The sequence below is a fragment of the Paraburkholderia sp. D15 genome, assembly GCF_029910215.1.
Taxonomy (GTDB): domain Bacteria; phylum Pseudomonadota; class Gammaproteobacteria; order Burkholderiales; family Burkholderiaceae; genus Paraburkholderia.
The window spans coordinates 1,184,061-1,209,408 of sequence record NZ_CP110396.1 but is presented as its reverse complement, the minus strand read 5'-3'; the positions used below and the strand labels follow the sequence as shown (position 1 = coordinate 1,209,408).

Below are 25,348 nucleotides of genomic sequence, written 5' to 3'. Positions count from 1 at the left end.
GCCGTTCCGGATGCAGCAGAACAATGGACAGCTCAGCGCGCCACATGATCCGTTTCACCGAACGGCGACTGCAGCACAATGGCCTCATCGCGCTCAGGCCCCGTCGTCACCATCGACACCGTCACCCCCGTTTCCCGCTGAATCGCCTCGATCAGCGCGACGGCCTGGGCGGGCAGCGCGTCATACGAACGAATGCCCCGCGTCGAGCCTTCCCAACCATCAAAGCGTTCGAGCACCGGCTTCAGACGCTGCTGCTCCGCATACGTGGACGGCATGTAATCGATCCGCCGGCCGTCGAGTTCATAAGCGACGCACACATAGATCGAATCGAAACCGTCGAGCACGTCCAGTTTGGTCAGCGCCAGCAGATCGATGCCGGCGACCTTGCAGCTCTGACGCAATTGCACGGTATCGAGCCAGCCGCAGCGGCGCGGCCGGCCGGTGTTGACGCCATATTCGCCGCCGCGTTGGCGCAGTACGTCGCCGAGCGTGCCGTCCACCTCGGAGGTGAACGGTCCTTCGCCGACACGCGTCGCGTAGACCTTGCTCACACCCAGTACCTGCCCGAGGCGCGACGGCGCGATGCCGGTGCCGCTGGCCGCGCCGGCAGCCACGGTGCTCGACGACGTCACATACGGATAGCTGCCCCAGTCCACGTCGAGCATCACCGCTTGCGAGCCTTCGAATACCGTGCGTTTGCCCGAGGCATGGGCTGCGTCGAGTTGTTCCCAGACGCGTCCCATGAACGGCAGGATTCTCGGTGCGAGGTCGAGCAATGCATTCAACAGCGGTTCACGCTCGAACGGTTCGAGACCGAGTCCGCGAAACCAGGCATTGTGATGTTCGAGCAGCACGTCGAGTTTTTGCGCGAGCAGTTCGGGCTCGGCCAGATCGCAGATTCGCAAGCCTCGGCGGCCGACCTTGTCTTCGTACGCCGGACCGATGCCGCGCAACGTGGTGCCGAGCGGTTTGGCGCGCAGGCGTTCCTGAGCAGCGTCGATCGCACGATGGATCGGCAGCACGAGCGTGGCCGTTTCGGCAATCTGCAATACATCCGGCGTAATGCGCACGCCTAGCGCGCTCATGCGGTCGATCTCCGCCAGCAGCGCCTCGGGGTCGACAGCGACGCCATTGCCGATCAACGCGAGCTTGCCGCGCACGATTCCGCTGGGCAACAGCGCGAGCTTGTAGGTCTGACCGTTCACGACAAGCGTGTGCCCCGCATTGTGGCCGCCGTTGTAGCGGGCGACGATGTCCGCCTTCTCGGCGAGCCAATCCACGATGCGGCCCTTGCCCTCGTCGCCCCACTGCGCGCCAACCACGACAACATTCGACATACCGACTCCCTGATGCGTTGAACCCTGGTGACAAAATCGAACAGATCGTGAACCCGATCCGCCGCGAAACGTGGTCAATATAGAGGCTCGGCACGATCACGAAAATCGATATAAACTCAACTTATTTGTCAGCAAAACTCACATAGGAATTGCAGCATGCCGCGTCGCCTGCCGCCGTTGAACGCGTTGCGCGCATTCGAAGCCGCCGCCAGGTTCGAAAGTTTTTCGGCCGCCGCCGATGAACTTTGCGTGACGCATGGCGCCGTCAGCCGGCAGGTGGGGCAGCTGGAGGCGTGGCTCGGCCGCGATCTGTTCGAGCGTCGTGGCAGGCGCGTCGCGTTGACTGCGCAAGGGCGCGTGTATCTGTCGGAGATATCGGCGGCGCTCGACCGCATCGCGCTCGCCACCGACGAACAGTTGCGCGTCACGCGCCAGCAGATCATCCGGGTCAATGCGCCGACCACTTTTGCGTTGCGCTGGTTGCTGCCGCAACTGTCCAGTTTTCAGTTGACCAACCCGGCAGTGGAAGTCCGGCTGACGACATCGGACGAGCCGATTGAAAAACTGCGCGAGGAATGCGACGTGGCGATTCGCGGCAGCGAGCAGAAGGCGGCGGGGTATGTGGTCAGCGAGTTCCTGTCGGAAGTGCGGTTGCCGGTGTGCTCGCCGAAGGTGCTGGAGGTTCATCCGCTACGTCGCGTGTCGGACCTCGCGCATCACACGCTGCTGCACACGGCGACTTATCCCGGGCTGTGGGACGAATGGCTCGCGGCGTGCGGGAAGCCGCGGCTCGTGCCGCGCAATTCACAGCAGCTGGATCATTTTTATCTGACGTTGCAGGCCGCGATCGACGGCCTCGGTATCGCGATGGGGCCGACCGCACTGGTCGCGCTCGACGTCGAAGAAGGACGTCTCGTGTTTCCGTTCGACGGTCCCGCGTTGCCCGCGTGGCGGTATTGCAGCTACGTGCACCACGCGCGGCTCGGCGATCCTGCTATTGGTATTTTTCTGGCGTGGTTGCGGGAATTGGGGCAGCGGTTTTCACGGAGCGTGTAGATCGATCCGGAGCAAAGCGGATTGCAGACGGCCCCGCGGCGCTTCAATGCCGCGGAGCCGTCACACCCCATCGCTCAAATCTGCATTCCACCCGCCACCTCGATCCGCTGAGCGTTGACCCAACCGAATTCGTCGGAGAGCAGTCCCGCGATAACCGGACCGACGTCTTCCGGCACGCCGACGCGTCCCAGCGCCGTATGATCGGCGACCATCTTGTTGACGGTGGGGTTATCGCGTACCACGCCACCGCTGAAATCCGTCGCGATAGCGCCGGGCGCCACGACATTCACCGCAATCCTGCGCGGGCCAAGTTCGAGTGCCATGTAACGCGTGAGCGATTCGACCGCCGCCTTCATGGGGCCGTAAATCGCGCGGCCATTCATCGCCACGCGCGCAAGGCCCGACGAGATGTTGACGATGCGGCCACCGTCGTTCATCAACGGCAGCAGCGTTTGCGTCAGCAGGAAAACGCCCTTGAAATGCACGCCGAACTGTAGATCGAGTTCGGCTTCCGTACCGGTCGCGAGCGATGCCGCCGATGACGTGCCAGCGTTATTCACTAGATAGTCGAAACGCTGCGCGGTCATTTCGGCCAATGCACGCGCCAATCGATCGCTGAAATCCGTAAAGCTGGCGGCGTTGCCCGTATCGAGTTGAAGCGCGATGGCGGGTGCGCCTAGATCCGCGGTGAGCGCGACCACCTTGTCCGCTTCTGCCTGATTCGAGTGGAAGGTCAGGATCGACCGTACGCCGCGTTTGGCGAGCGAGATCACGGTATTGCGGCCAATGCCGCGGCTGCCGCCAGTGACGACGGCGATTTTGTTCCCTGCTACGTCTGCGTGTTCGGTTGCCATGTGTGTGCTCCTGTTAAAACACTGGAGACGATTATGGCGCTGGGCCTGCAGCGATCTGAATACCCAAACCGCCCCGATTCTTGCCTATTCCTGCCTGACGACGTATGGTTGCCAGTCAATGCCGGGAAAGGAGAAGGGGCTCATGCTGGACGAACTGGTAGCGGCGATGCTGCGATACACCGACCGTCGGGAAGGACCTAGCCCGTATTTGACCGCGATCGGCACCGTTTGCATTCTTCGGTCGGACCATCCGAATCCGCCGGTCCATCGCCTGTCGCAACCCGCGATGTGCATCGTGGCTCAAGGCGAAAAATGGGCGAGCTTTGGTGGCACCCGTTACGCGTACAAGGCGGGTGAAGCATTGATTGTCGGCGTCGAGGCGCCGTCGGTCGGCCGCGTCAGCAGCGCGAGCCCCGAGCGTCCATGTCTCGTGCTGGCATTCGAACTCGATCTCGCGATCATGCGCAGCGTTGCGGCGGAATTGAAGAGGCCGCCCAAGGCCAGCAGCGAAATCAGCCGGGGCGTGTTTGTGACCGACTTCCTGGGGCCGCTCGCCGATTGCGCGCTTCGGCTCGTGAAGCTGCTCGATACGCCCGACGCGATTCCCGTGCTTTACCCGCTCGTCATGCGCGAGATCTGCTATTGGCTTTTGACCGGGCCGTACGGTGGCGACGTGGCGCGCATGGCGTTGGCGAACACTGCGTCGCAAGGCGTACTCAACGCGATACGCTGGCTGCGCGACAACCTCGCCAGACCGATTCGCGTCGAGGAACTGGCTACGGTCGCGCAGATGAGCCCATCCGCGTTTCATCGGCATTTCAGGGCGCTCACGTCGCTTTCGCCGCTCCAGTATCAGAAGCAGCTGCGGCTTTTAGAGGCTCGCCGGCTGATGGTGTCGCGCGGAGCGAACGTCGAAGCGGCCGCGTTTCAGGTGGGCTACGAAAGCGCGTCGCAATTCAGCCGCGAGTACTCGCGAATGTTCGGCGAGCCGCCCAAGCGAAACGTGAAGGGGTTGGAGGCGAGGGCGGACGAAGCTGCCCGCCGTGGCGATGGTGAAGCGGTTGCGAGGGGTGTGGCTTGATCGGCGTCGGAATGTCGGCACCGCGCCCGCTTCACACGAGCGCGGCCCCCACTCAGAACCGATACTCCGCCTTCACCGTCCCCTGCTGCGCCGACGCATGTGTCGTATTGATCAACGCATCGTACCCAACCGACACGGTCAGGTTCTTCATCGGCTGCATGCTGACGCTCACGCCCGTGGTCAGATAACCACGCGGCAAGCTCGTACCCGGCGCGGTGAACAACGTGCCGTCCTGTGCCGAGACGCTGACCGCGCGGCCCGCATCGAGCACCTCATGCGCGTAACCGACCCGCAGTTGCACCGCCATCGGCCGCCATGCGTCGCCGAACGCGCGATCCAGCGTGACACCCACGTACGGTTGCAGGCTGTGGACGTTGTCCGTGCCCACGCGCAGATCCTGACCGCCCGCGCCGCTTTCGCCGAAACCGTTCGCGTGGAAATACGCGTAGCGCAAGCCCGCCAGCGGCGTCAGCACGAAGCTGCCCAGCGTCAGCGGCAAGCTTGCCTGCGCGCCCGCCGTGAACTCCTGCCCGACGTGATCGCCCTCGGCCGTACCGACACCCGCGAACGGCCGCTTCTGCGACAGGAAGTCGACGCCATAGCTCACCGTGCCGGACACCTGCACCGGCCCGAGCGGACGGCTCGCGTACAGCGCGGCGCGCAACGTGTCCTGCGTGCCCGAGTCGCCGGTGGACTGTTCGTCGAGATCCGTGTGCGTATAGCCTGCCGCCACGCCCACCGTGTAGTCACCCATCCGCTGATCGAGGCCCGCGAGGAAACCGTACTGATTCGCCTGGAAGCCCGGTGCGCCATTCGTGCCGCCGACCTTCGTCTGCGACCCGCTCGCGTTGATCCAGCCTGCCGCGGCGCCCGGCGTTGCGCCCACGACGCCCGATGCACCCGCACCGCTCAAATGACCGAGCAGCGCGGCCGTGGTGGTCTGCGCGTTGAGCAGCGCCGCCGTGCCCTGCGCGGTGTAGATGCTCGTGTTCACCGGCGCGATCACGGTCGGCGCCGTGCCGCCGCCCGGCGTGCCCTGCGCGTTGGCCAGCATCAGTTCGACCGTATTCGCCCCGTACGACACCGACGATTGCAACGCGCCGAGATTCGCACCCGACGACGCGTTGAACGCGCTGCTGGTGAACTTGCCCGTCACGCCGCCCGCGGCCGACACGAGCGTGTACTGCTTCGCCGTGTACGTGCCCGGATCGAAGGTCACGGCCAGCGCGCCGCTCAGCGCCGCGCTGCCGGTCACGTTCAGTTGCGACGCCGCGGTCGGGCTCACTTCGATGGCGAGCGTCGCGTTGCTGGCCTGCGTGTAGTTGCCGCCGACGTTCAGCGTGCCGATCGAGCCGCCCGGCGCCACCGTGCCGTTGTTCGTCACGTTGCCCGCCACCGTGCCGTGACCGCGCAGCGTACCCGTGCTGTCCACCAGCGCATTGCCGGCGATGCGCGCGTTCAGGTGGTTGATGTCGCCGACTTCGAGTTCGCCCGCGACCACTTCGGTCGTGCCGCTGTAGGTGTTCACGCCGTTGAGGATCAGCAGGCCGTTGCCGTTCTTCGTCAGCGAACCGTTGCCCGTGATCGTGCCGGCGAAGGTGCCGGCGCCGCTCACGCCGAGCGCGGCGTTGCTCAGGTTGATGGCGGTGTTATTCACGCCGGCCAGCGACGAGAAATTCACTTGCAGCGCTTGACCCGAGCCGCCGGTACCCACGTTCAGCGCACCGCCGTTCATCGTCAGGCCGCCCGTACCGAGCGCGTTCGCCGAGGCCAGCGTGAGCGAGCCGGCGTTCACCGTGGTGCCGCCGGAGAAGGTGTTCGAGCCGCCGAGCGTCAGCCCGGCGTTGCCGTTCTTGATCAGGCCGCCGGTGCCCGACACGTTGCCCGACAGCGTCGTGTCCGCGCTGCCGCCGATGGTGGTCGTCGCGTTGAGCACGATCGCGTTCGCGACGTTGATGGCCGTCGATGCATCGAGCGTCGCGGCGTTGTTCACCGTCAGCGTGCCGGTGCCCAGCGAGCTGCTGGTGCCGAGCACGAGACCGCCGCCGTTGAGCGTGGTGCCGCCGGAATAGGTGCTTGCGCCGCTAAGCGTTTCGACGCCAGCGCCGTTCTTGATCAGCGCGCCCGAGCCGCTCAGCGTGCCGGCGAAAGTCTGGCTGGTCGCGTCGCCGAAAGTCAGCGTATGGCCGCCGAGCGCAACCGTGCTGCCGGCTACGCCGGAGAACGCGCTGAACGTCTGGTCGCCCGCCGCGTTGCTCATGTCGAAGGTCGCGCCCGCGCCGGTCAGACTCAGCGCGCCGCCCGCCACGAGACTGCCCGCGCCGCTGAGCGCGAGCGTGCCCGCGCTGATCGTCGTGCCGCCGGTATAGGTGTTCGCGCCCGTCAGCGTTTCCGTGCCGTTGCCGGCCTTCACGATGCCGGCAGTGCCGCTGAGCGTGCCCGCGAAAGTCTGGTTCGAACTGTCGCCGAACGTCAGCGTATTGCCGCCCATGGCCACCGTGCTGCCCGCCACGCCCGACAGCGCACCGATCGTCTGGTTCGCACCCGCCGTGCTGATGTCGAAGCTGGTGCCCGCCGCGCCCAGCGTCACGCCGCCGGTCGGCGCCAGGCTGCCGCCCGAGCCGATCGCCAGCGTGCCCGCGTTGATCGTGGTGCCGCCCGTGAACGTATTCGTACCGGTCAGGGTCTCCGTGCCGCTCCCGACCTTGGTCAGCGTGCCGGTGCCGGCGATCCCGCCGCTGAACGTGCCGTTGGTCGCGCTGCCCACCGTCAGGTCGTTCGTGCCGACGTTGACCGTGCCCGAGCCCGTCAGCGTGCCGAACGTCTGCGTGCCGTTGCCGGCCGACAGATCGAACACCGCACCGCTGGCGACATTGACCGTGCCGTTTGCGTTGAGGCTGGCGTTCGCGCCCAGCGCAAGCGTGCCCGCGTTGACCTGAGTGCCGCCGGTGTAGGTGTTGGTGCCGTTCAGCGTGAGCGTGGCGCCGCCGTCCTTGGTCAGGCCGCCCGTGCCGGAAATCGAGCCGTTCAGCGTCAGATCGTGGGTCCCGTTGACGGTCAGGCCCGCGTTCAGCACGACGTTGTTGGCCAGCGTAGTGGCCGCATTGCTGTCGAGGGTGGACGCGCCGTTCACCGTCAGCGCGCCCGAGCCGAGGGCGGTGTTGCTGCCCACCACCAGACCGCCCTCGTTCATCGTGGTGCCGCCGCTGTAGGTGTTGTTGCCGCTGAGCGTTTCGGTGCCGGAGCCTTGCTTCACGAGGCCGCCGGTGCCGGTCACTGAACTGGCGAGCGTCTGGTTCGTCGCGTCGCCGAAGGTCAGCGAGTTGCCGCCGATACTCACCGTGCTGCCTGCCGCGCCGGAAAGTGCGCCGACCGTCTGAGGGGCCACGGCGCCGCTGATGTTAAAGCTCGCGCCATTGCCGGCCACGTTGACCCCGGCGCCGGCAGCGAGGCTGCCGTTGCCGGACAGCGCAAGCGTGCCGCCGTTGATGGTCGTGCCGCCGGTATAGGTGTTCGTGCCGGTCAGCGTCTGTGTGCCGCCGCCCGCTTTGACGATGCCGCCGGTGCCGCCGATCGTGCCGTCGAAGACCCCGTTGTTTGTGCTACCGAGAGTGAGCGTCTGCGGGCCGAGCGAAACCGAGGTGCCGGCAACGCCGGTCAGCGCGCCGATGGTCGGGGAAGCGGTCGCGCCGCTCACGTCGAGCGACGCGCCCGCGTTCGCCAGATTCACGTCCGACAGGCTGCCGCCGCCCGATAACGCCAGCGTGCCGGCATTGATCGTGGTGGTGCCGGTGAAGCTATTCGATCCCGTGAGCGTCTCGGTGCCCGTGCCCTGCTTGACGATGCCGCCGGTGCCGGTGAACGAGCCCGAGAAAATCTGATTGGTGGAATCGCCAAACGCCAGCGTATTGCCGCCCAGTGCAACCGTAGTGCCCGCCACGCCCGAGAGCGCGCCAACGGTCTGGTTGGCGCCCGCGGTGGAGATGTCGAAGGTGGCGCCCGTCGCGTCGAGGGTCAGCGGGCTGCCGGCCGCCAGGCCACCGCCCGCGCCGAGCGCCAGCGTGCCGCCGCTGATCGTGGTGCCTCCGGTGTAGGTATTGAAGCCCGTGAGGATTTCGGTGCCGGTGCCCTGTTTGACGATGCCGCCGGTGCCGCCGATCGTGCCGCCGAAAGTCGCATTGCTGCTGTCGCCGAGCGACAGCGAGTTGGCGCCGAGCTCAACCGACGAGCCTGCCGCGCCGGAGAGCGCGCCGATCGTCTGGTTGGCGCCCGCGGCGCTGATGTCGAACGTGGCGCCCGCGTTCGCGAGATTGACGCCGCCCGTCGCCGCCAGCGAGCCGCCCGCGCCGAGCGCGAGCGTGCCGCTATTGATGGTCGTGCCGCCAGTGAACGTGTTGGCCCCGGCCAGCGTGGTGGTCGCCGCACCATTTTGCGCGATGCCGCCCGCTCCGTTGATCACGCCGTCGAGTGTCAGCGCGTTGCTGCCGCCGAGCGCCAGCGTCACGCCCGTATTAATGGCGATCTGGTTGGCGAGCGCGGTGCTCTGATTATTGTCGAGGGTCGCGTTGCCGCTGACGGTCAGCGCGCCGGTGCCGAGCGCCGCGTTGTTGCCGACGACGATCTCGCCCGCGAACAGGTTGGTGCCGCCGATATACGTGTTGGCACCCGACAGGGTCGTCGTGCCGCTGCCCGACTGGGTGAGCTGGCCTCCGCCGGAAATCGTGCCCGACAGGCCAAGGCTGTTGCTGCCGCCCACGGTAAGACCATTACCCGTTACAACGATGTTGTTCGACAGCGTGATACCCGGCACCAGGGACTGGATCGCGCCACCGCTGGACTTGATCGTGCCGGTGCCCAGCGAAGCGGCGTTGTCGACGAGCGCGGTCGCGCCGTTTTCCAGCGTCGCGTCGCTGACACTCGAGGCGCCCGAGAGCGTCCATGTGCCGCTTTGCACGTCCAGATGATTGAAGTCGATGTAGTTGTTGTTGTCGATCGTGCCTGTCGGCAACACGCCGATCTGCAGGCTCAGCGTGTTGTTGCCGCCCGCGCCGCCGTCCACCACGCCGGTGGCCGCGAAATTGACCGTGCTCACGCCGATGGTCAGGTTCTGCGACGTCGCAGTACCGCCCGCCGCGTTCACCGAGGAGTCGGTGGTCGCGATGAATTGATTTGTGCTACCGGCGCCCAGCGACACGCTGCCGTTGATGGTGCCGGAGTTCGTAAAGATATTGCCGGTGACCGATGTGGCCAGCCCGACGCGCCCGGTGATGGTGCCCGAGTTGTTGACCGTGACCGCGGCGCCGCCGTACGCGACCATCACGCCCGCATCGGCGCCGAGCATGGTGGCGCCGGAGATGGGCGCGGTCGACATCGTGCCGGTATTCGTGATGTTGGTGATGCCGCCGGTGGCGTTCTGCGACACGAGCGCCATGCCGGTCTGACTGAGTGTCGTACCGGTGGTGCCGCCGAGAATGCCGTTGTTGGTGATGGACTGCACGCTGGCCGTCGTGTTGCCGACTACGAGCCCCGCCGACAGGACGTTCGGGTTCGAGCCCAGCACGGTCGGATCGATCCGGCCGTTGTTGGTGACGGTGACGTTGCTGCCGGACAGCGTCATCGACGTACCGCCCACGCCGAGCAGCACGCCGAGGCTTGCGCCCGGATTGATCGTGACGTTCACGTCGTTCGCACTGTTCGTATAGCTGGGCGAAAGCGGATTCGCGGGGCCGGAACAACTCACCGTGGTGCCGGCCGTCGCACAGGTCGCGTACGCGGAAACGGGAATAATGCCGGCGCCCACCAGGGCGACGAATACCCCCATGGCGGGCAGCAGGTTGGGCAGTTCGGCGTGTTTCGAATCGCGAGCGCGAGCCATCTCGTGGTCTCCCTATGCAAAAGCTTGTTATGGATATCGGCTTTTATCCCGGGAGCAATAGGGCTATTGAGCAGTTTCGATCGATGCGAACGAAACATTCACGCCGGCTTGAAATTGCTGAATGCGTCATGCGGGTAAACCGCGACGCGGCAGCGATAAAGCGCTCTCAGGTGTAAAAGCTTGTTTTGTCTGAATAATACTGATGTAAGGCGGGGAAAGACTACCGTGGCGTAGCGGAAACTGTCAATGAAATCGCGGCTGTGGCGGGGCTTTCCACGCGATTGTGTTTGCAACGCGCGACGCGCCGTATTGAATGATTGACGTGACGCAAAAACAAAAGGCCGCTGTCGAAAAGACAGCGGCCCTGATTATTACGGCGAGTTACGAATGCATGGTGAATTTGTAAACGCGCAAACGTTTGTCGCCACTACGATGTAAAAATTTTAAGGTAAATCCGCGCAGTCAAATGGTGTGCGGATAAATCCTTCCGGGTCGATCGCCGCCCGTTACCGCCCGTTATTTATTGCCCACCGGCGAGACGACGCTTGGCGTGGCCAGCGTGTTGTTCGTCTTCGGTGCCGGTGCGACGTCGGCAGGCGCGCCGTTCATGCCCGGCTGCATCCGCGCGTTCGGCAGGCCCGAACCCGTGCCGCTATCCGAGCCGGTGGTGCCCGGCGTGCCGTAGCCGCTCGTCGAATTGTTCATCATCTGGCTCGTCGCGGGGCTGGCCGTGCTGCCCGACGAGCCGTTGCCGTTACCACCGCCGCTGCCCGCGCCCGCGGATTGCGCGTAGGCGCCGCCGGACAGCGCAAGGGCGGCGACGGCTGCGATCAGGGTGCTGGTTGCCTTGTTCATGATCCGTTCCTCCTTAATAGGGACTGGAATGTGGGCGCAGACGATTGCCGTCTGCTTGACCATGAATTCAGCAAGCGCCATGCCGCGCGAAATGGCGATGTGCCGGAACGAGGTACGGATCGGTCGGCGCAGGGTGCGGCTCAAGCCGCGTTAATCCGCTCGTGACCCGCCTCGCAATGGCGCACGAGAGTGGGGCGCGATAACAGGACATGCAGCGTCCGCATATGCTGGCCGTTGCTTACTTCGCGGCTTGTCCGTCGCCCAGATACTGCTTTTCGAGGCGGGCGATCGTGCCGTCCTGTTTGAGGCGGGCAAGCGCGGCGTCGAGTGCCTGCAACGTTTTCGCGTCGCCCTTGCGCACGCCGATCACGCTGCTCGCACCGAGAATCGACGGATCGTCGATTCTCGGACCGGCCAGTTCGAAGCGCGCGCCTTCCGGCTTCGAGAGAAAGCCGAGCCGCGCGGCGGAGCCGAGTACGACGGTCGCGTCGAGCCGGCCGTTGACGAGGTCGGCGTAGATGCTGTCCTGATCCTGATACTCGCGCACCAGCACGCCGTGCGTTTCCCAGTTCGCCTTCACGAACGACGACTGCGTCGAGCCTTGCAGCACGCCGACGTGTTTGCCGGTCAGCGACGCCGCGTTAGGCGCGAGATGACTGCCGCGCGCGGCTACCAGCCGGATGTCCGCCGGATAGACGGACTGCGTGAAATCCATCACGGCGCGGCGGGCCGCGGTGGGCGCCATCGACGCGTTGATCGCATCGAACTTGCGTGCCTGCAGACCCGGGATCAAACCGTCGAAGCTGCTTTGCACCCACACGCATTTCACGCTGGCCGCCGCGCAGATCGCGTTGCCGATGTCGATGTCGAGTCCCGCGAGACGGCCGTCGGGCAGCTTGTATTCGTAGGGCGGGTACGTCGGGTCGGTGCCGAAGCGCAGCGTCGCGGCCGCGCACGCACCGCTCATTGCAGGTAGAGCGACGGCCATGACGCAGAGCGCGGCGGTGATGCGCGACAGGCGGCGCGCACGGAACGAGGGGGGCATCATCGAAACTCCTTCACGGGGGATTGATCGCATCGAGATGCGAGGCGCTGCATGAGGCGACATGGGCGAGGGCACCTGGACCAGGCGACATGCGCTAGGCCGCGCAGCGCGCATGCGCGAGCGCGACGAAGAAACGCACGCCGAGCGGCAGGACGTCGTCGTTGAAATCGAATTCGGGGTGATGGCAGTACACGCCGCCCTGGCCGAGCAGCGCATAGGCGCCAGGGCGCCGCAGCAGAAACTCCGAGAAGTCTTCCGAGCCGTTGAGCGGTGGGAATTCGCGCAGCACGTTGTCCGTGCCGAAGATTTCCGCGGCGACCTGTGCCGCCGCCTCGGCCTGCTCGCGATGATTGATCGTGGCCGGCGAGCTGTTGCGGAAGTCGACGGCGATCGCGCATTCGCTGAGCGTGGCGACGCCCTCGCAGATAGCGCGGATGCGCGACTTGGCGAACGTGCGGACGCCTTCGTCGAAGGTACGTAACGTGCCGGTCAATTCCGCGTAAGACGGAATCACGTTCGGCGCGCTGCCCGCGTGCACGCTGCCGATGCTCAGCACGGCCGTCGCGCTCGGTTCGATCGAACGGCTCACGACAGTCTGCAACGCGCAGATGAGCTGGCCGGCGGCCATCACCGGATCTTTGGTTTTTTCGGGCGCGGAACCATGGCCGCCGACGCCGTCGATCGTGACGATCACTTCGTCGCACGACGCGAGCATCGCGCCGTCGAGCACGCCGAAGGTGCCGGGCGCAAAATGCGGCGCATTGTGCAGCGCGTAGATTTCGTCGTAGCCGAAGCGCGTTTCGATGCCGTCGGCCAGCATCGCGTTCGCGCCGCCGCCGGTTTCCTCGGCGGGCTGAAACACCAGCACGAGCGTGCCCGCGAAATCGCGATGACCGCTGAAGTGCCGCGCGACGCCGAGCAGCATCGCGGTATGGCCGTCGTGGCCGCATCCATGAAACACGCCCTGACGTTGCGAGCGATGCAGCGGGCGGCCTTCCTCTTCCATCGGCAACGCGTCCATGTCGGCGCGCAGCGCGATCGTGCGGCCCTTGCCGCGTTGTCCGTGCACGACCCCGACGACGCCCGTGCCGCCGATGCCGGTGTGCGTTTCGATGTCCCACGCACGCAGTTTGGCGGCGACGAGTTCGCTCGTGCGATGCTCGTCGAAGGCGATTTCGGGGTGGGCGTGAATGTCCCGCCGCAGCGCGACCAGTTCGTCGATATCGATGTCGATGGCGTTCGTGATGGCGTTCGTTGTCACGGTGTGCTCCTTGTATACTTCGGGCGTTCGTTCGTTCGTGCTGGCTGGAGTTCACATACTAGGGGCGCCCCGGCGGCGGACAATTTCCAATTTCTCATGTACATAGCCAACGCTTATGGAACGCGGAACGCTCAAGACGGCGCAGTTGCAGATGCTCGTCGCGATTGCCGAGCAAGGCACGCTGATGGCCGCCGCCGACGCGTTGAACGTGTCCCAGCCGGCGGTGACGAAGAGCATCAAGGAACTGGAGGCGCGCCTCGGTGTACAGTTGCTGGAGCGCAGCGGCGCCGGCGTGCGTCTCACGCGTTACGGCGAAGCGCTGCTGCGACGTGCGCGTACCGTGGTCACGGAAATCGCGCGCGCCGAGCGTGAGCTCGAAGAAATGAAATCGGGCGTGGAGCGCACGCTGTCGATCGGCGTGTCGCTGCTGGCGTCATCGATGACGATGGACGACGCGTTGCGCGCGTTTCGTCGACGGCTGCCGGATGTCAGGCTGAACGTGTATGAATGTTTGCCCGCGCAGATCATCGACGGTTTGCGCGACGGCTCGTTCGACCTGTGCGTCGCTTTCGTGGCCGATAGCGACGTGACCGCGGAATATCGCGTGGTGCCGCTCGCGGAATCGGCGCAGGTATTGGCGGTGCCGAGCGGTGATCCGCTGGCGCGCGAAACCAAGCTCGCGCGGCTGACGAAGGCGCGCTGGCTGTACAACTACACCCGCGATAGTCTGCCTGCTTTCTGGCGAGAGTTGTGCGGCGACGGCGCGACCCTGGCGATGCCTCTGCAGGTGAATGTCTGCACATCGCAACGCCTGTACACGCAACTGGCCGACGAGCCGGGAACGGTGAGCGTGTGGCCCGCGTTCCTGCTGCAAGAGCAGATCAAACTCGGACGAATGCAGCGCCTCGCGACCGATGCGCGAACACCACGCCTGACCCTGGGTTTGATGTATCGACGCGAACTCGTGCTGGGCGCCAGCCTGGAATATTTCGTCGAATGTCTTCGCAATGCCAGCGCTACGTCTGAAAATGCGAATGCAGATAATCGATAAATACCCGCAGCTTCGGCGCCAGATTGCCTCCTGAAGGCCAGATCACATTGAGCGCGATCACGCGCTCGACCTGCTCGTCGAGGATCGTGCAGAGCGAGCCGTCCGCCAACGCCTGCTTCACCGAAAACGACGGCAGGCATGCAATCCCCAACCCACGCAACGCAAAACACAGGCGCGTTTCGATGTTGTCGCACACCATCGAGATCGGTAAAGGGACTTCCTGTTCGCCATCCGCGCGAAGCAACGGCCATGTTTCGAGCTTGCCCGTGTTCGGATAGCGGTAGTGCATGCAAACGTGATTCACCAGATCGGCGGGAACGCTGGGCGTGCCGTGTTGCGCGAGATACGCGGGCGACGCCACCAGCAACAGACGGAACGCGCCGAGGCTGCGCGCCGACAGACGAGAATCCGAGAGCGGGCCGGTGCGTACGACGGCATCGAAGCCTTCGTCGATCACGTCGACCGTGCGGTCCGTGAAATTGAGGTCGAGTTGCACGTCGGGATACGCGTGCATGAAGTCGCCTAGCACTGGTAGCACGAGCGAACTGACGAGCGGCAAGCTCACGCGCAGCCTGCCGCGTGGCGCTTCGGCCCGCTGCGATAGCTCCAGTTCCGCTGCTTCGATTTCGCCCAGGATGCGCCGGCTGCGTTCGAGAAGCAACGCGCCCTCCGAGGTCAGCGTGACGCTGCGCGTGCTGCGGTGGAACAGGCGCACGCCGAGCCGCTGTTCAAGTCTCGCGACGCGCTTGCCGACTGCCGACGCCGACACGCCGAGCAGCCGGCCCGCTTCCACGAAGCTGCGCGTTTGCGCCACCTGCACGAAGACCATGAAGCCGTTCAGACTTTCCAAAGCTGCGCTCCCCAATTGCGGACATGCGTGTCCGTTCAACGCGGAACTCTAGCCTGTTTTTCTCCTGCAAGCGCGCTCGTACCATCCACGGACTTACACCTTGCGAGGATTTAGTATGTCCGTGCGATCGTTTTTATCCAGCCCGAATGGCGACCCGGGCACGTTGCGGCGACGTGTCGATGCGGTGATCGATAGCGCGCTCGACGAGAAGCGCCTGGTTGGCGCAGTCGTGCTGGTCGCGGAGCGCGGCGAGTCGCGGTACCGGCGCGCGGCGGGCCTCGCCGATCGGGAAAGAGCGCGGCCGATGCGCGAGGACGCGTTGTTCCGGCTGGCGTCGATCAGCAAACCGATCGTCTCCACCGCGGTGATGGTGCTGGTCGCGCAAGCGTCGCTCAGTCTCGACGACGAAGTGACGCGCTGGCTTCCCGAATTCCGCCCGCGTCTGCCGGATGGCCGCGAGGCGCGGATCACCGTCAGGCAGTTGTTGTCGCATACGGCCGGGCTCGGCTACCGTTTTCTGGAGGTGGACGAGTCGGGTCCGTATGCGCAAGCCGGCGTGTCGGACGGCATGGATGCGTCGAACATCTCGCTCGACGACAACGTACGCCGGATCGCCAGTGTGCCGCTGGGCTACGCGCCCGGCGCTGCATGGGGTTATTCGCTCGCCGTCGATGTGCTCGGATTGTTGATCGAGCGTGTGACGGGGACAACGCTGCAGGTCGCGATTCGGGCGCTCGTCACGACACCGCTCGGCATGACCGACACCGCGTTTTTTGCAACCGATCCCTTGCGGCTCGCTGCCGTCTATGTGAACGATGCGCCTGAGCCGCACCGGATGCGCGACGAGGAAATCGTCGCGCCGTTCGAAGGCACGACGGGAATCCGTTTCGCACCGTCGCGCGCGCTCGACCGCGATGCATTCGCGTCGGGCGGCGCGGGCATGGTCGGCACGGCGGGCGATTTTCTACGCTTGCTCGACACGTTGCGCAGCGGCGGTGGGGCGTTGCTGCCGTCCACGCTGGTCGATCAAATGGGCTCCGTTCATAGCGGCGAGGCAGGTCCGCCGGACGCGCCCGGCTATGGTTTCGGTCTTGGCTTCTCGGTGCTGCGCGATCCGGTGCGGGCCAATTCGCCGGAGTCCGTCGGCACATGGCGATGGGGCGGCGCGTATGGTCATTCGTGGTTCGTCGATCGTGTGCGTGGCCTGAGCGTCGTCGCGTTCACGAATACGCTTTACGAAGGCATGTCGGGCACGTTCGTCGCACAGTTGCGCGATGCGGTCTATGGCGAAGCGGGTGGCTTGGGCGACGACGAGCGTCGTGATGGGTGACATCGATCTCGCGGCGCGATCGTGTGAGGCGAAGACCAATGTCGATGCCGGTGCCCATCGTCATGCCGAGGGCGATGGCCGTGTGAATCCGCGGCGCCTGCCGCTCGCGGGTTTGCTCATTCTTGCGATGTGCGGCTTCGTCACGATCCTGACCGAAGCGTTGCCGGCCGGATTGCTGAAGCTGATGAGCGCGGACCTCGGCGTCTCCGAGGCGCTGATCGGCCAGTTCGTGACGATGTATGCGTTCGGCTCGTTGATCGCGGCGATTCCCGTGGTGGTCGTTACACGTCGCTGGCGGCGCCGTTCGTTGTTACTGCTGTCAATCGTGGGCTTTATCGCGGCCAACACAGTCACCGCGATCTCGACGAGCTATCCGACGATACTCGTGGCGCGATTGCTCGCGGGCGTATCGGCGGGCGTTGTCTGGGCGTTGCTGGCGAGTTACGCCGCGCGAATGGCGCCACCGGATCTTCGCGGGCGTGCCATCGCGATCGCGATGGTCGGCACGCCGCTCGCGTTATCGATCGGCATCCCGTTGGGCACCTGGCTTGGCGCATCGCTCGGCTGGCGCATCACGTTTGGCGCGTTGAGCGGGCTGGCGCTGACACTGGCCGTTTGCGTACGTGCGATCGTGCCGGACTTCGCGGGACAGTCTTCGAGCGAGACGCGTGGCGTGATGGCGACGTTGCGTCGGCCTGGGCTGAAGACGGTACTTGCTGCAACGTTTCTCTACGTGCTTGCGCATAACGTGCTCTACACGTATATCGCGCCGTTCGTCGCGTTGTCCGGCGGCGCCAATCGTGTCGATGCGCTGCTATTGACGTTCGGTCTCGCGGCGCTTGTCGGCATCGCCGTGGTCGGCTGGACGATCGACGCGTGGCTCAAGCCCTTGATGATTGCCAGCACGCTGCTTTTCGCGTCGGCTGCGGTCATCATGGGCGTTGCCGCCAGTCACGACGTTGCCGTGCTGGCCGGCGTGGCGGTGTGGGGATTCGCATTCGGCGGCGTGGCAACGGTGTTCCAGACCGCGTCGGCGGAAGCCGCCGGCGAGCTGGCCGATATGGCGCAGTCGCTGATCGTCACGGTCTGGAATCTTGCGATCGCGGGCGGTGGGGTGTTGGGTGCGGCGACGATCACCCTGGCGGGACCCGCTGCGCTGCCGTGGAGTGCGGCCGTATTGCTTGCGATGACGCTGCTGGTCGTGTCGGCGAACTGGCGAAGCACTTTGCGGGATCGTCAAGGTGACGCGTGACTCAGTGTGAGCGCGCCGCGCCGAAGCTTCGTTTATTCCGCGAGTTCATTGCTTCGTATACTTCCGGATCGCTTCTTCCGTGACCGGCGTGAAGAAGTTGATCAGGTTCCCATCCGGGTCGCGAAACAGCAACGAGCGATTTCCCCACGGTTGGGTTGTCGGCGCCTGGACGAAAGTGATCAGTTTTTCGAGCTTGCGGTATTCCGCGTCGACGTCGTCCACGCGGAATTCGACGATCATCGAACGATTGCTGGCCGGTGTCGCCGCGCCGGCTCCGAACAGGGCCATGGTGCGTGTGCTGCCGATCGCCAGCGTGCAGGACGGCGACGATAGTTCGACGAAGTCCGGCGTATACCACGTGGCCGTCAGACCGATGTTCTCGTAGAACTGGACGAGCCGTTCGATATCGTCGGTGATGATGCGGGTGGAAACGAAATCCATTGTTGATCCTCGGGGCGATGTGTCAGGATGCATCCGGGCTTCGGCGGGATTGAAGAAGCCCGGCCAGCGCGTCGTTGCAAAAGCTGCGCGACGTGATACGTATCCTACGAAAGCACTGCTGCCACCGTTCTGTCAGCAGTCAGCAGTCAGCAGTCAGCAGTCGACCTCGAACTCATGCGCCGATCCGACCGACTTTTCCAGATCATCCAGATCCTGCGACGCTCGAAGCGTCCGGTGACGGCTCGCGGACTCGCCGAGGAACTGGAAGTGTCGATACGCACGGTGTACCGCGATGTCGCCGACCTGATGGCGCAACGTGTGCCGATTCGCGGCGAGGCGGGAACCGGGTACGTCCTCGAACGCGAGTACGACATGCCGCCGCTGATGCTGACGGCCGATGAACTGGAAGCAGCCGTGCTGGGCGCGCAATGGGTCGCGCAGCGTGGTGACCCCGTACTCGCGAGAGCGGCCCGCGATCTGATCGCCAAGGTGACGGCCGCGATACCGGAGCAACTGCGGCCTTTTATTGCGGAGCCGACGGTCGGCGTTCCGACGCCTTTGTCCGCATCGACTGAAACGCTCGACGTCGCGCAGGTGCGCAAATGGATTCGCGAGGGGCGCAAGCTGCGTATCCGTTACCGCGACGAGCAACGGCGTTCGAGCGAGCGCACCATCTGGCCGCTGCTGATCGGCTATGCGGACACGGTGCGTCTGCTCGTCGCGTGGTGCGAGTTGCGTCAGGCGTTTCGTCACTTCAGAACGGATCGAATCGGCGATGCGGTCTTTCTGGAGGAGCGGCACAACGAGCGGCGCAGTGTGCTGATGACGCGCTGGAAGCGGTATATGAAAACGACGCGCGGCGTCGAGTTGCCGGAGTGAGGCCGGGTGGCACGCCGATTGCAACGCTGGCGCGCACCCAGTCTCAGTTCCAGTCCCCGTCCGGCACGCCAGCACGCCAGCACGCCGGTACGTCAACGAATCGTAGGGCACCGTGAGAACGATCCGCGCACTCGAAGCACTGAACTTCTTCATGGCGGATGTCCAGGCCGGCATCGGTCCGTTTCTCGGCGTTTTTTTGCAAGCGCGAGGGTGGGGCACGGACATGATCGGGACGGTGATGAGCATCGGCGGCATCGCGGGGATGCTGGCGACGTCGCCGGCCGGCGCGTTGGTCGACGGTACGCGTTACAAGCGCGCGTTGATCGTGGTGGCCGGTGTCATGACGGTGCTCGCGTCGAGCCTGTTGTGGGTCTCTCACGAGTATTGGATGGTGGCGGTCTCCCAGATCGCCACTGCGATCACCGGCGCCGCGATCGGGCCGGCGATCGCGGGCATCACGCTGGGAATCGTGAGGCAGAGCGGTTTCGACCGGCAGTTTGGACGCAACCAGGTGGCGAATCACGCGGGCAATGTCGTTGCCGCGGCGCTGTCGGGATGGTTGGGTTGGCGCTATGGTTTCGGCGCCGTGTTTGCGTTGAGTGCCGCGTTTGGCGTGCTGTCGATTATCTGCGTGGTGATGATTCGTGGTGATGCGATCGATCATCATGTCGCGCGAGGGTTAGCTCCGGCGGAGCCCTCACATGAGGCCGCCAAGGACGACGCGGCCAGCGGACTCCGGATTCTGTTGCAATGCCGTCCGCTGCTGGTGCTCGCGGCCGCACTCGCGTTGTTTCATCTCGGCAATGCCGCGATGCTGCCGCTCTACGGGCTTGCGATCGTTGCCGCCCATAAGGGGGATCCGAGTGCCTTCACTGCCGAGACCATCGTGATTGCGCAAGGTGTGATGGTGGTTGCCGCGATGTTTGCCAATCGGTTGATCCGCTGGCGCGGATACTGGTGGGTCATTCTTCTCACCTTCCTCGCGCTGCCGGTGCGTGGGCTGATCGCCGCTTCGTTGATCGAGGCGTGGGGCGTGTGGCCGGTGCAGGCGCTCGACGGTGTCGGCGCGGGTCTGCAGAGCGTTGCCGTGCCGGCGTTGGTGGTGCATCTGCTGAACGGCACGGGGCGCGTGAATGTCGGGCAGGGCGTGGTGATGACGGTGCAGTCGGCGGGCGCGGCGTTGAGTCCCGCGCTTGGCGGGTTGCTTGCGCATCGGTTTGGTTATGCCGCGGCGTTTGTCGCGCTCGGGGCGGTGTCGACGGGGTCGCTCGCGTTGTGGGTGGGTTGTGGGGCGGGGATTCGGCGGGCGTGCGGGGCGGGGGGTACGTCGGCATAGCGTAACGGCAATTGACGTATGCGCTCAGCAGCAGACCACACGCTTTGGTTTCCAGCAGTGGGTCGAACGGTGACCAGAGTTTTGAGCCCAATGAGGGTAGGAAGTGGCGAACGAATGTATGTTTGATGCCTTGGTGTGCTCATCTCCGGACGTCGCGCACAGCGAAATATAAATTTTTATTGTTTAAATTCAATAGATATCCGCCGTACACATTTTGGAATGAGCCACTTTGCCCAAGTCCGTCAAAGTTGAATCCGACACATAAGTATCGTTGCCGTCCCTCTTTTGCAAGGCTCCATTGCGCCAACGCGGGGTTGAATTCCGAGTATTTGACGGGTTTGCCATTGTCAAGCGGTATGGATTTCGAAAGCGGATAAAGTTTTCCGGAGTAGATCAGAGCCTGATCACGTTTTCCATTGGCATAACCTACATCGGCTCCTTTGTACTTGAAGATGTAGGTGGCGTTAAAGCCAGGTGCGTAGTTGTCTTCTTGAAGTACGGTATCTTGGGCAATGTCGTGGATCGTAATAGACGACGCGGTCGAGTGTGCCTGAAGGCAACTTTCGATCAGGTTTTCGCTGGGTGATGCTGCCCATCCCGTAATTGAGACAAAAATTATTGCTGCCGCGAGTCCATTTTTCATCGATATTCACTCCCACCTGTAACGTCGAGATATTGCTGATTATACTTCCAAAAAATCGTGCCACCGATGCCGGCGGTTGAATCGTAAACGTGGTCGTAGCGGCCTGTCTCTATTTTTTCAGTTTTCACTTTTTTTGTCTTTTTGTCCTTTGTTTTTATAATTTTGTACAAAATGACGAGTTTGGTGGAGTCTTTGATGTTATATATGTTGTGACTGGGGTCGGTAATTTTTATACCATGTCTAACTTTGAAGTGATTGGCATAGTTTGTCTTAATGTCAGCGCCATCCCAGAAATAGGCACCATTCGACTTGTCCGGGCCGCCTGCAAGTGCGTTACGCGCAGCTGCGATTGCGGCCTGCATGGCGGGATCTTTCGCGATCTGTGCGTCAGTCGCCTGCATTAATTTGTTGTAGCGAGCATTTCCATCACCTATCACGAACGAAAAAGTCGGATCATTTTTTGTGAACGTAGCCATATTGGAATAGCCACGGGCGTCGCGCTGCCGTACCAGCACGCTTGCGATGGCCATCATTTCGTCGGAATTATCCTGTAACGATGCCTCACCGAAAGCCATCGCCGCGAGTTGCCTCGTCTGCGCATCGAGCGGTTGTGCAGGTGCTGGCATTTGCGTCAGCGCAGGCGTCGTCGTCGCTGTCGACGTGCTTGCGGTTGCTGGCGCGCTGGCGGGTGTCTGCGTGTCCGAAGGGGGGGTGCTGCTCATATGCTTTTCCTTGCTGAATCTCCCGCAATCCATGTAATCAGTTTCAAAGAGGGTTGCCCTGAAACACTCACTGTCTCGCCGGAGGAATATTGGCCTTTTTTCGTATGCAGATCATCATCGGCATATAAATCGTAGTGATACCCTTGTACCGGCGTGGTTCCGTTCTCTAACAGAACGAAGCTTTGTTCAACAATTTCCTCATCGGAAGAAATGGGGAGGACCGGCAAGGCATAACTCATATTTGCCGGCCCATTGAAGCTATGTTGGCTGCCTTTCACATCGATCGCGCCAGGTGCATGAATCTCGATATTGCCGTCCTTAAGACGGATATATGCGCCACCCGACGTCAGAAGAATTTCTTGCTTTGCCGCTACGTCGATTTTCTCGGTTGCCGACAACATCGTCATGGTTTTCTGAGCGATCACCTCGATGTTGTCCGAGTGTGCCTGTATTTCGATTTTTCCCTTTGCCGCAAACAGTTTCATCCCAGCGTTCTGCACGAAAAGGCTCAGCTTTTCCACGACGCTCGCAATCAGCGACTTACCCGTTGCGATATGCGTGCTCTGCCCACTCACGAGATTGATGTGTTCATCGCTGGCGACGTGAACGGATTTCTGTGTAGACAGTGCGATGCCCGACGGACTGCCGAACAGCATGACCGGCTCCCTGAAAGCATTGGCGCTTCCAGTCCCACCGCCCGCGGTGTTGCCGCCCGATGACGAGCCTGATACGTTGTTCTGCGTGGCATCCGTGAATGCCTTCAGCGAGTCGTGCCCGTCCTTGAGACTTTCCGCCTGATGGGTTGTACTGGCATCCGACATCGTTTCCAGCACGCTCTCCGAATTGACGAGCTGCGACGTGGATTGCTGTACGTTCAGCGGCTGAGCGCCTGCCGGATAAGTCGTGACGTACAGACCTTGACCCGCCCGCACCGCGCCGTAGGCATCCGATTTCAGATCGAAACCGCTGCCCAGGTAGCCGCCCCGTGTATTGCCACTCTGGTCGATCAGATAGCCCAGGTGCAGATGCGCATTCGTATTTGTCGAATAGAGATGAACGCGATTCTGACCAGTCGAGTCGTCCATCACCAACTGGTTGTAGCCGCCGCCCTGATATTCCTTTGACTTGTAGCCCGATAGCAGTCCGTTGGAATGCCAGTGCGGTTGCGTATTGCCGTTGTAGATGCGCCCGGTTACGACGGGTCTGTCGCAATCGCCGCCTACCCAACTGATCAGAACTTCTTCTCCGACTCTGGGCACATGCACACTGCCGTACCCGCCGCCGGTATCGGACATCGCGACGCGCACCCAGCAAGATGCTTTTTCGTCACCGTTATTGAGCCGGTCCCAGTGGAAGCGCACCTTGATACGGTTCAGCGGATCGGTATAAACCTCGACGTTTTTGGGCCCAACGACAATCGCCGACTGCAGATGCATCTCCGGCTTGTGATGCTCGAACGGGCTGCGAAAGGGTACGGCCTTACGTTGCGCCTCGATCTCGACGAGGAAGAAGCCTTCGCTGCCGTCCGCGTGTTTGATCTTGAGCCCATTGCTGGACGCGCGACTCGCCAGGATTTTCCCGATGTCGCCGCGCAAGCTATGCGGGAAATCGGCCGACATGGTGGAAACCGGCAGGTTGTTTTCAATGAACCACGTGGCTTCGATGATCGCAAACTGCCGGTTCTGGGCGCTGTCCGTCGCGTGCTCGGGATGATCGTCGAGTTCAAACCAGCGCCCAGCGTCGGCACCTCGTAAACCGCCCGAAGCAGAGAAACGCTTGGCGCGCGACTCCCATTCCTCCATCCGGACTTTGGACAGTTGATCGCCCCGATCCTGTCCGCCATAGGTGTAGGCGCCGGTGTATTCATATACCTCGGCCTGCTGGGGCAGATTCCCCTGTGTAGGCACGGTGGGGATGTTTGTGCCCTTGGGAAATGCGACCGGTGCGGGTGCCTTGTAGTCGAACGTACGGGTCGTGAGCGTAGTGCTTTGCAGTGTTCGCGTGCCCGACCACTGGACCAGCGCGTCGGCTTCGCTATTCGTGCCGGCACGATAGAACTGAACGCTTTGCGGCGACAGGGGCTGGAAAGCATCGAGACTGTCGGTGACGACGAGCGTATGGGACTTGCCGTCGCTCGCCTGCTCGAAGTAGCCGAACAGTCCTTCGCTTTCCATCAGGCGATGGACAAAATTCCAGTCTTCCTCGTATTGCATGCAGAACGAACGCGAGGGTAGCGCCTTGCTCAATGCAAAACGGAATGCGCCTTGCGCCTGCGGGTGCATGTTGAATACGTCAGTCAGAATTTCATCGGCTGACTTGTCCTGCCAGATTCGCGCGTCCTTGCGAAAACGCAGGAAGTGCATCCACGAAGCGAAGGCTATCTGATAACTGGTTAAACCGCTGTCGGATCCGAGGCGACGTGCGGTGTGCACATATCCGTGGTGAGGCAGGTAGGACTTGTCGGCCTGCTGGATCCAGAGGGTGACGGGCTGGGCAATCAGCGTCTTGAGTTCGAGGTCGCCGGACGTGGAAATTACGTCGGCAGTAAATTCGTAGTGACGGCCGATTCGCGATGTACCAACGAGGCGTTGAGGCACCAGGATGTTTCTGCCTAACTGCGTATCCAGCTTCAGCAGCCGATCACTCTGGACGAGTCTGCCAGTCATTACCCCGATCAGGTCCTGCGTTCCCATACGGCCTCTTAAATGTTAACCAGTCGGACAGTTACATACACGGCGCCGATTCTACGAAACTTCGAATAAATCGGACAGCTGTTTAATGAGGCTAACTTTAAGTGACATAGATTTTATAAACGTAAGTATGCCGGTTGCATACATTGCGACTTTCGAAAGTTCTTTCACGCGTCCCTACCGCTGTTATGCGTTATCACAAAATTCTCGGCGTCACTGAATTGAACAACTCTCGGTTGAGAATAATGCGAAATGGTTTTTCGCCATCCATCGAAGCAGCCTGTCCACGTCTGTGTCTATCGGCTAGCCAGCGCTCAACTGGCAATCAGTGCAGGCACTCTCAAAATGAGTGCGTGATTTATCAGGCGTTGTGTGAGATCGGGCCACTGCGGCGACGTGTGGCTGGGATTGATGGCCCAAGGCATGTAGGGCAGTACCCATCTGGCAATCGGCGTGTGTCCCAACGTTTTAACGCGTGCTCTTCTTCGGCCGTGAGCCTAATCATCTGCAGGAATGCCATGTGGTCTTTGGGCGTGTCGATAAACGGGACTCAAAAGTGGACGCGAAGTCCATCAGGCAGAGTGAGGTGCTGGCGTCCAACGCAATCGGCCGTTCGCCGTCGTCCAGTACTTACCGCCAAACCCGCTTCTGCTGCTAAAAACTAATTCGTGAGATCTTGCAGAAAAATTGATTGACTAATTCAGCAGTTCAACCCACGCCGTCGAATGTCTTGAACGCTGCATTCATCACCCCGCCGAACCACGCCATGACTTTCCAAAACCGCCAAGCC

General features: G+C 62.9%; 18 protein-coding genes. 7 read left to right on the top strand and 11 right to left on the bottom strand.

Annotation, left to right across the window (positions count from 1 at the left end; all coding sequences use genetic code 11):
- Window positions 1-32: 32 nt before the first annotated feature.
- On the bottom strand, window positions 33-1,337 hold the full coding sequence (locus tag LFL96_RS25200) for an adenylosuccinate synthase (protein ID WP_281003410.1): 1,305 nt from the start codon (window positions 1,335-1,337) through the stop codon (window positions 33-35).
- Window positions 1,338-1,493: 156 nt separating this feature from the next.
- Between LFL96_RS25200 and gcvA the strand changes: the two genes are divergently transcribed.
- Window positions 1,494-2,393, top strand: coding sequence for a transcriptional regulator GcvA (gene gcvA / locus LFL96_RS25195; protein ID WP_281003409.1), 900 nt, complete (start codon window positions 1,494-1,496; stop codon window positions 2,391-2,393).
- 74 nt (window positions 2,394-2,467) lie between these two features.
- Here gcvA and LFL96_RS25190 read toward each other — a convergent pair whose 3' ends face one another.
- Window positions 2,468-3,247, bottom strand: coding sequence for an SDR family oxidoreductase (locus tag LFL96_RS25190; RefSeq protein ID WP_281003408.1), 780 nt, complete (start codon window positions 3,245-3,247; stop codon window positions 2,468-2,470).
- On the opposite strand from LFL96_RS25190, the gene LFL96_RS25185 reads away from it, so the two are divergent.
- The gene (locus LFL96_RS25185) at window positions 3,246-4,328 is read left to right on the top strand and encodes an AraC family transcriptional regulator (protein WP_281003407.1); all 1,083 of its coding nucleotides are present in this window, start codon (window positions 3,246-3,248) and stop codon (window positions 4,326-4,328) included. The two genes, LFL96_RS25190 and LFL96_RS25185, sit on opposite strands and share 2 nt — an antisense overlap.
- Window positions 4,329-4,380: 52 nt before the next feature.
- On the opposite strand, the gene LFL96_RS25180 is transcribed toward LFL96_RS25185, so the two are convergent.
- From LFL96_RS25180 to LFL96_RS25165, 4 genes are all read right to left on the bottom strand, one after another.
- The gene (locus LFL96_RS25180) at window positions 4,381-10,203 is read right to left on the bottom strand and encodes an autotransporter-associated beta strand repeat-containing protein (RefSeq protein ID WP_281003406.1); all 5,823 of its coding nucleotides are present in this window, start codon (window positions 10,201-10,203) and stop codon (window positions 4,381-4,383) included.
- A gap of 516 nt (window positions 10,204-10,719) precedes the next feature.
- Complete coding sequence (locus tag LFL96_RS25175) at window positions 10,720-11,058, bottom strand: hypothetical protein (RefSeq protein WP_281003405.1); 339 nt, start codon at window positions 11,056-11,058, stop codon at window positions 10,720-10,722.
- A 238-nt stretch (window positions 11,059-11,296) separates the two neighbouring features.
- Window positions 11,297-12,106 carry an ABC transporter substrate-binding protein gene (locus LFL96_RS25170; protein ID WP_348638444.1) on the bottom strand — a complete coding sequence of 270 codons (810 nt, stop codon included), beginning with the start codon at window positions 12,104-12,106 and terminating at the stop codon, window positions 11,297-11,299.
- A 91-nt stretch (window positions 12,107-12,197) separates the two neighbouring features.
- On the bottom strand, window positions 12,198-13,364 hold the full coding sequence (locus tag LFL96_RS25165) for an amidohydrolase (RefSeq protein ID WP_281003404.1): 1,167 nt from the start codon (window positions 13,362-13,364) through the stop codon (window positions 12,198-12,200).
- A 115-nt stretch (window positions 13,365-13,479) separates the two neighbouring features.
- Here LFL96_RS25165 and LFL96_RS25160 point away from each other — a divergent pair, with 115 nt between their 5' ends.
- Window positions 13,480-14,415, top strand: a complete 936-nt coding sequence (locus LFL96_RS25160) for a LysR family transcriptional regulator (RefSeq protein ID WP_281003403.1) — start codon at window positions 13,480-13,482, stop codon at window positions 14,413-14,415.
- On the opposite strand, the gene LFL96_RS25155 is transcribed toward LFL96_RS25160, so the two are convergent.
- Entirely contained in the window at window positions 14,381-15,265 is an 885-nt protein-coding gene (locus LFL96_RS25155; RefSeq protein WP_281003402.1) for a LysR family transcriptional regulator, read from the bottom strand. The genes LFL96_RS25160 and LFL96_RS25155 overlap by 35 nt on opposite strands.
- 115 nt (window positions 15,266-15,380) lie before the next feature.
- Here LFL96_RS25155 and LFL96_RS25150 point away from each other — a divergent pair, with 115 nt between their 5' ends.
- Together LFL96_RS25150 and LFL96_RS25145 are read left to right on the top strand one after the other, a co-directional pair.
- Window positions 15,381-16,595, top strand: coding sequence for a serine hydrolase domain-containing protein (locus LFL96_RS25150; protein WP_281003401.1), 1,215 nt, complete (start codon window positions 15,381-15,383; stop codon window positions 16,593-16,595).
- Window positions 16,588-17,847: an MFS transporter gene (locus tag LFL96_RS25145; protein WP_281003400.1), complete on the top strand. Its 1,260-nt coding sequence runs from the start codon at window positions 16,588-16,590 to the stop codon at window positions 17,845-17,847. The genes LFL96_RS25150 and LFL96_RS25145 overlap by 8 nt, the downstream gene beginning before the upstream one ends.
- Window positions 17,848-17,892: 45 nt before the next feature.
- On the opposite strand, the gene LFL96_RS25140 is transcribed toward LFL96_RS25145, so the two are convergent.
- Window positions 17,893-18,288, bottom strand: coding sequence for a VOC family protein (locus LFL96_RS25140; protein WP_281003399.1), 396 nt, complete (start codon window positions 18,286-18,288; stop codon window positions 17,893-17,895).
- Window positions 18,289-18,462: 174 nt separating this feature from the next.
- On the opposite strand from LFL96_RS25140, the gene LFL96_RS25135 reads away from it, so the two are divergent.
- Window positions 18,463-19,167, top strand: coding sequence for a YafY family protein (locus LFL96_RS25135; RefSeq protein ID WP_281003398.1), 705 nt, complete (start codon window positions 18,463-18,465; stop codon window positions 19,165-19,167).
- A gap of 112 nt (window positions 19,168-19,279) precedes the next feature.
- Window positions 19,280-20,503 carry an MFS transporter gene (locus LFL96_RS25130; protein WP_281003397.1) on the top strand — a complete coding sequence of 408 codons (1,224 nt, stop codon included), beginning with the start codon at window positions 19,280-19,282 and terminating at the stop codon, window positions 20,501-20,503.
- Between the two features lie 139 nt (window positions 20,504-20,642).
- Here the strand turns inward: LFL96_RS25130 and LFL96_RS25125 are convergent, their stop codons facing one another.
- Genes LFL96_RS25125 through LFL96_RS25115 form a run of 3 tightly spaced genes read right to left on the bottom strand, consistent with a single transcriptional unit; the run spans window position 20,643 to window position 24,561 of the window.
- On the bottom strand, window positions 20,643-21,146 hold the full coding sequence (locus tag LFL96_RS25125) for a hypothetical protein (RefSeq protein WP_281003396.1): 504 nt from the start codon (window positions 21,144-21,146) through the stop codon (window positions 20,643-20,645).
- The gene (locus LFL96_RS25120) at window positions 21,143-21,868 is read right to left on the bottom strand and encodes a hypothetical protein (protein WP_281003395.1); all 726 of its coding nucleotides are present in this window, start codon (window positions 21,866-21,868) and stop codon (window positions 21,143-21,145) included. The genes LFL96_RS25125 and LFL96_RS25120 overlap by 4 nt, the downstream gene beginning before the upstream one ends.
- A complete protein-coding gene (locus tag LFL96_RS25115) occupies window positions 21,865-24,561 on the bottom strand; it encodes a type VI secretion system Vgr family protein (RefSeq protein WP_281003394.1) in 2,697 nt (898 codons plus the stop codon). The genes LFL96_RS25120 and LFL96_RS25115 overlap by 4 nt, the downstream gene beginning before the upstream one ends.
- Window positions 24,562-25,348: the final 787 nt, after the last annotated feature.

Excerpts from the sequence above, each read along its gene's own strand:
- LFL96_RS25200 (WP_281003410.1), bottom strand. The coding sequence starts at position 1,337 with ATGTCGAATGTTGTCGTGGTTGGCGCGCAGTGGGGCGACGAGGGCAAG.
- LFL96_RS25135 (WP_281003398.1), top strand. The coding sequence starts at position 18,463 with ATGCGCCGATCCGACCGACTTTTCCAGATCATCCAGATCCTGCGACGC.
- LFL96_RS25145 (WP_281003400.1), top strand. The coding sequence starts at position 16,588 with ATGGGTGACATCGATCTCGCGGCGCGATCGTGTGAGGCGAAGACCAAT.
- LFL96_RS25115 (WP_281003394.1), bottom strand. The coding sequence starts at position 24,561 with ATGGGAACGCAGGACCTGATCGGGGTAATGACTGGCAGACTCGTCCAG.
- LFL96_RS25120 (WP_281003395.1), bottom strand. The coding sequence starts at position 21,868 with ATGAGCAGCACCCCCCCTTCGGACACGCAGACACCCGCCAGCGCGCCA.
- LFL96_RS25170 (WP_348638444.1), bottom strand. The coding sequence starts at position 12,106 with ATGATGCCCCCCTCGTTCCGTGCGCGCCGCCTGTCGCGCATCACCGCC.
- LFL96_RS25185 (WP_281003407.1), top strand. The coding sequence starts at position 3,246 with ATGTGTGTGCTCCTGTTAAAACACTGGAGACGATTATGGCGCTGGGCC.
- LFL96_RS25180 (WP_281003406.1), bottom strand. The coding sequence starts at position 10,203 with ATGGCTCGCGCTCGCGATTCGAAACACGCCGAACTGCCCAACCTGCTG.
- LFL96_RS25125 (WP_281003396.1), bottom strand. The coding sequence starts at position 21,146 with ATGAAAAATGGACTCGCGGCAGCAATAATTTTTGTCTCAATTACGGGA.
- LFL96_RS25140 (WP_281003399.1), bottom strand. The coding sequence starts at position 18,288 with ATGGATTTCGTTTCCACCCGCATCATCACCGACGATATCGAACGGCTC.
- LFL96_RS25150 (WP_281003401.1), top strand. The coding sequence starts at position 15,381 with ATGTCCGTGCGATCGTTTTTATCCAGCCCGAATGGCGACCCGGGCACG.
- LFL96_RS25175 (WP_281003405.1), bottom strand. The coding sequence starts at position 11,058 with ATGAACAAGGCAACCAGCACCCTGATCGCAGCCGTCGCCGCCCTTGCG.
- LFL96_RS25190 (WP_281003408.1), bottom strand. The coding sequence starts at position 3,247 with ATGGCAACCGAACACGCAGACGTAGCAGGGAACAAAATCGCCGTCGTC.
- LFL96_RS25160 (WP_281003403.1), top strand. The coding sequence starts at position 13,480 with ATGGAACGCGGAACGCTCAAGACGGCGCAGTTGCAGATGCTCGTCGCG.
- gcvA (WP_281003409.1), top strand. The coding sequence starts at position 1,494 with ATGCCGCGTCGCCTGCCGCCGTTGAACGCGTTGCGCGCATTCGAAGCC.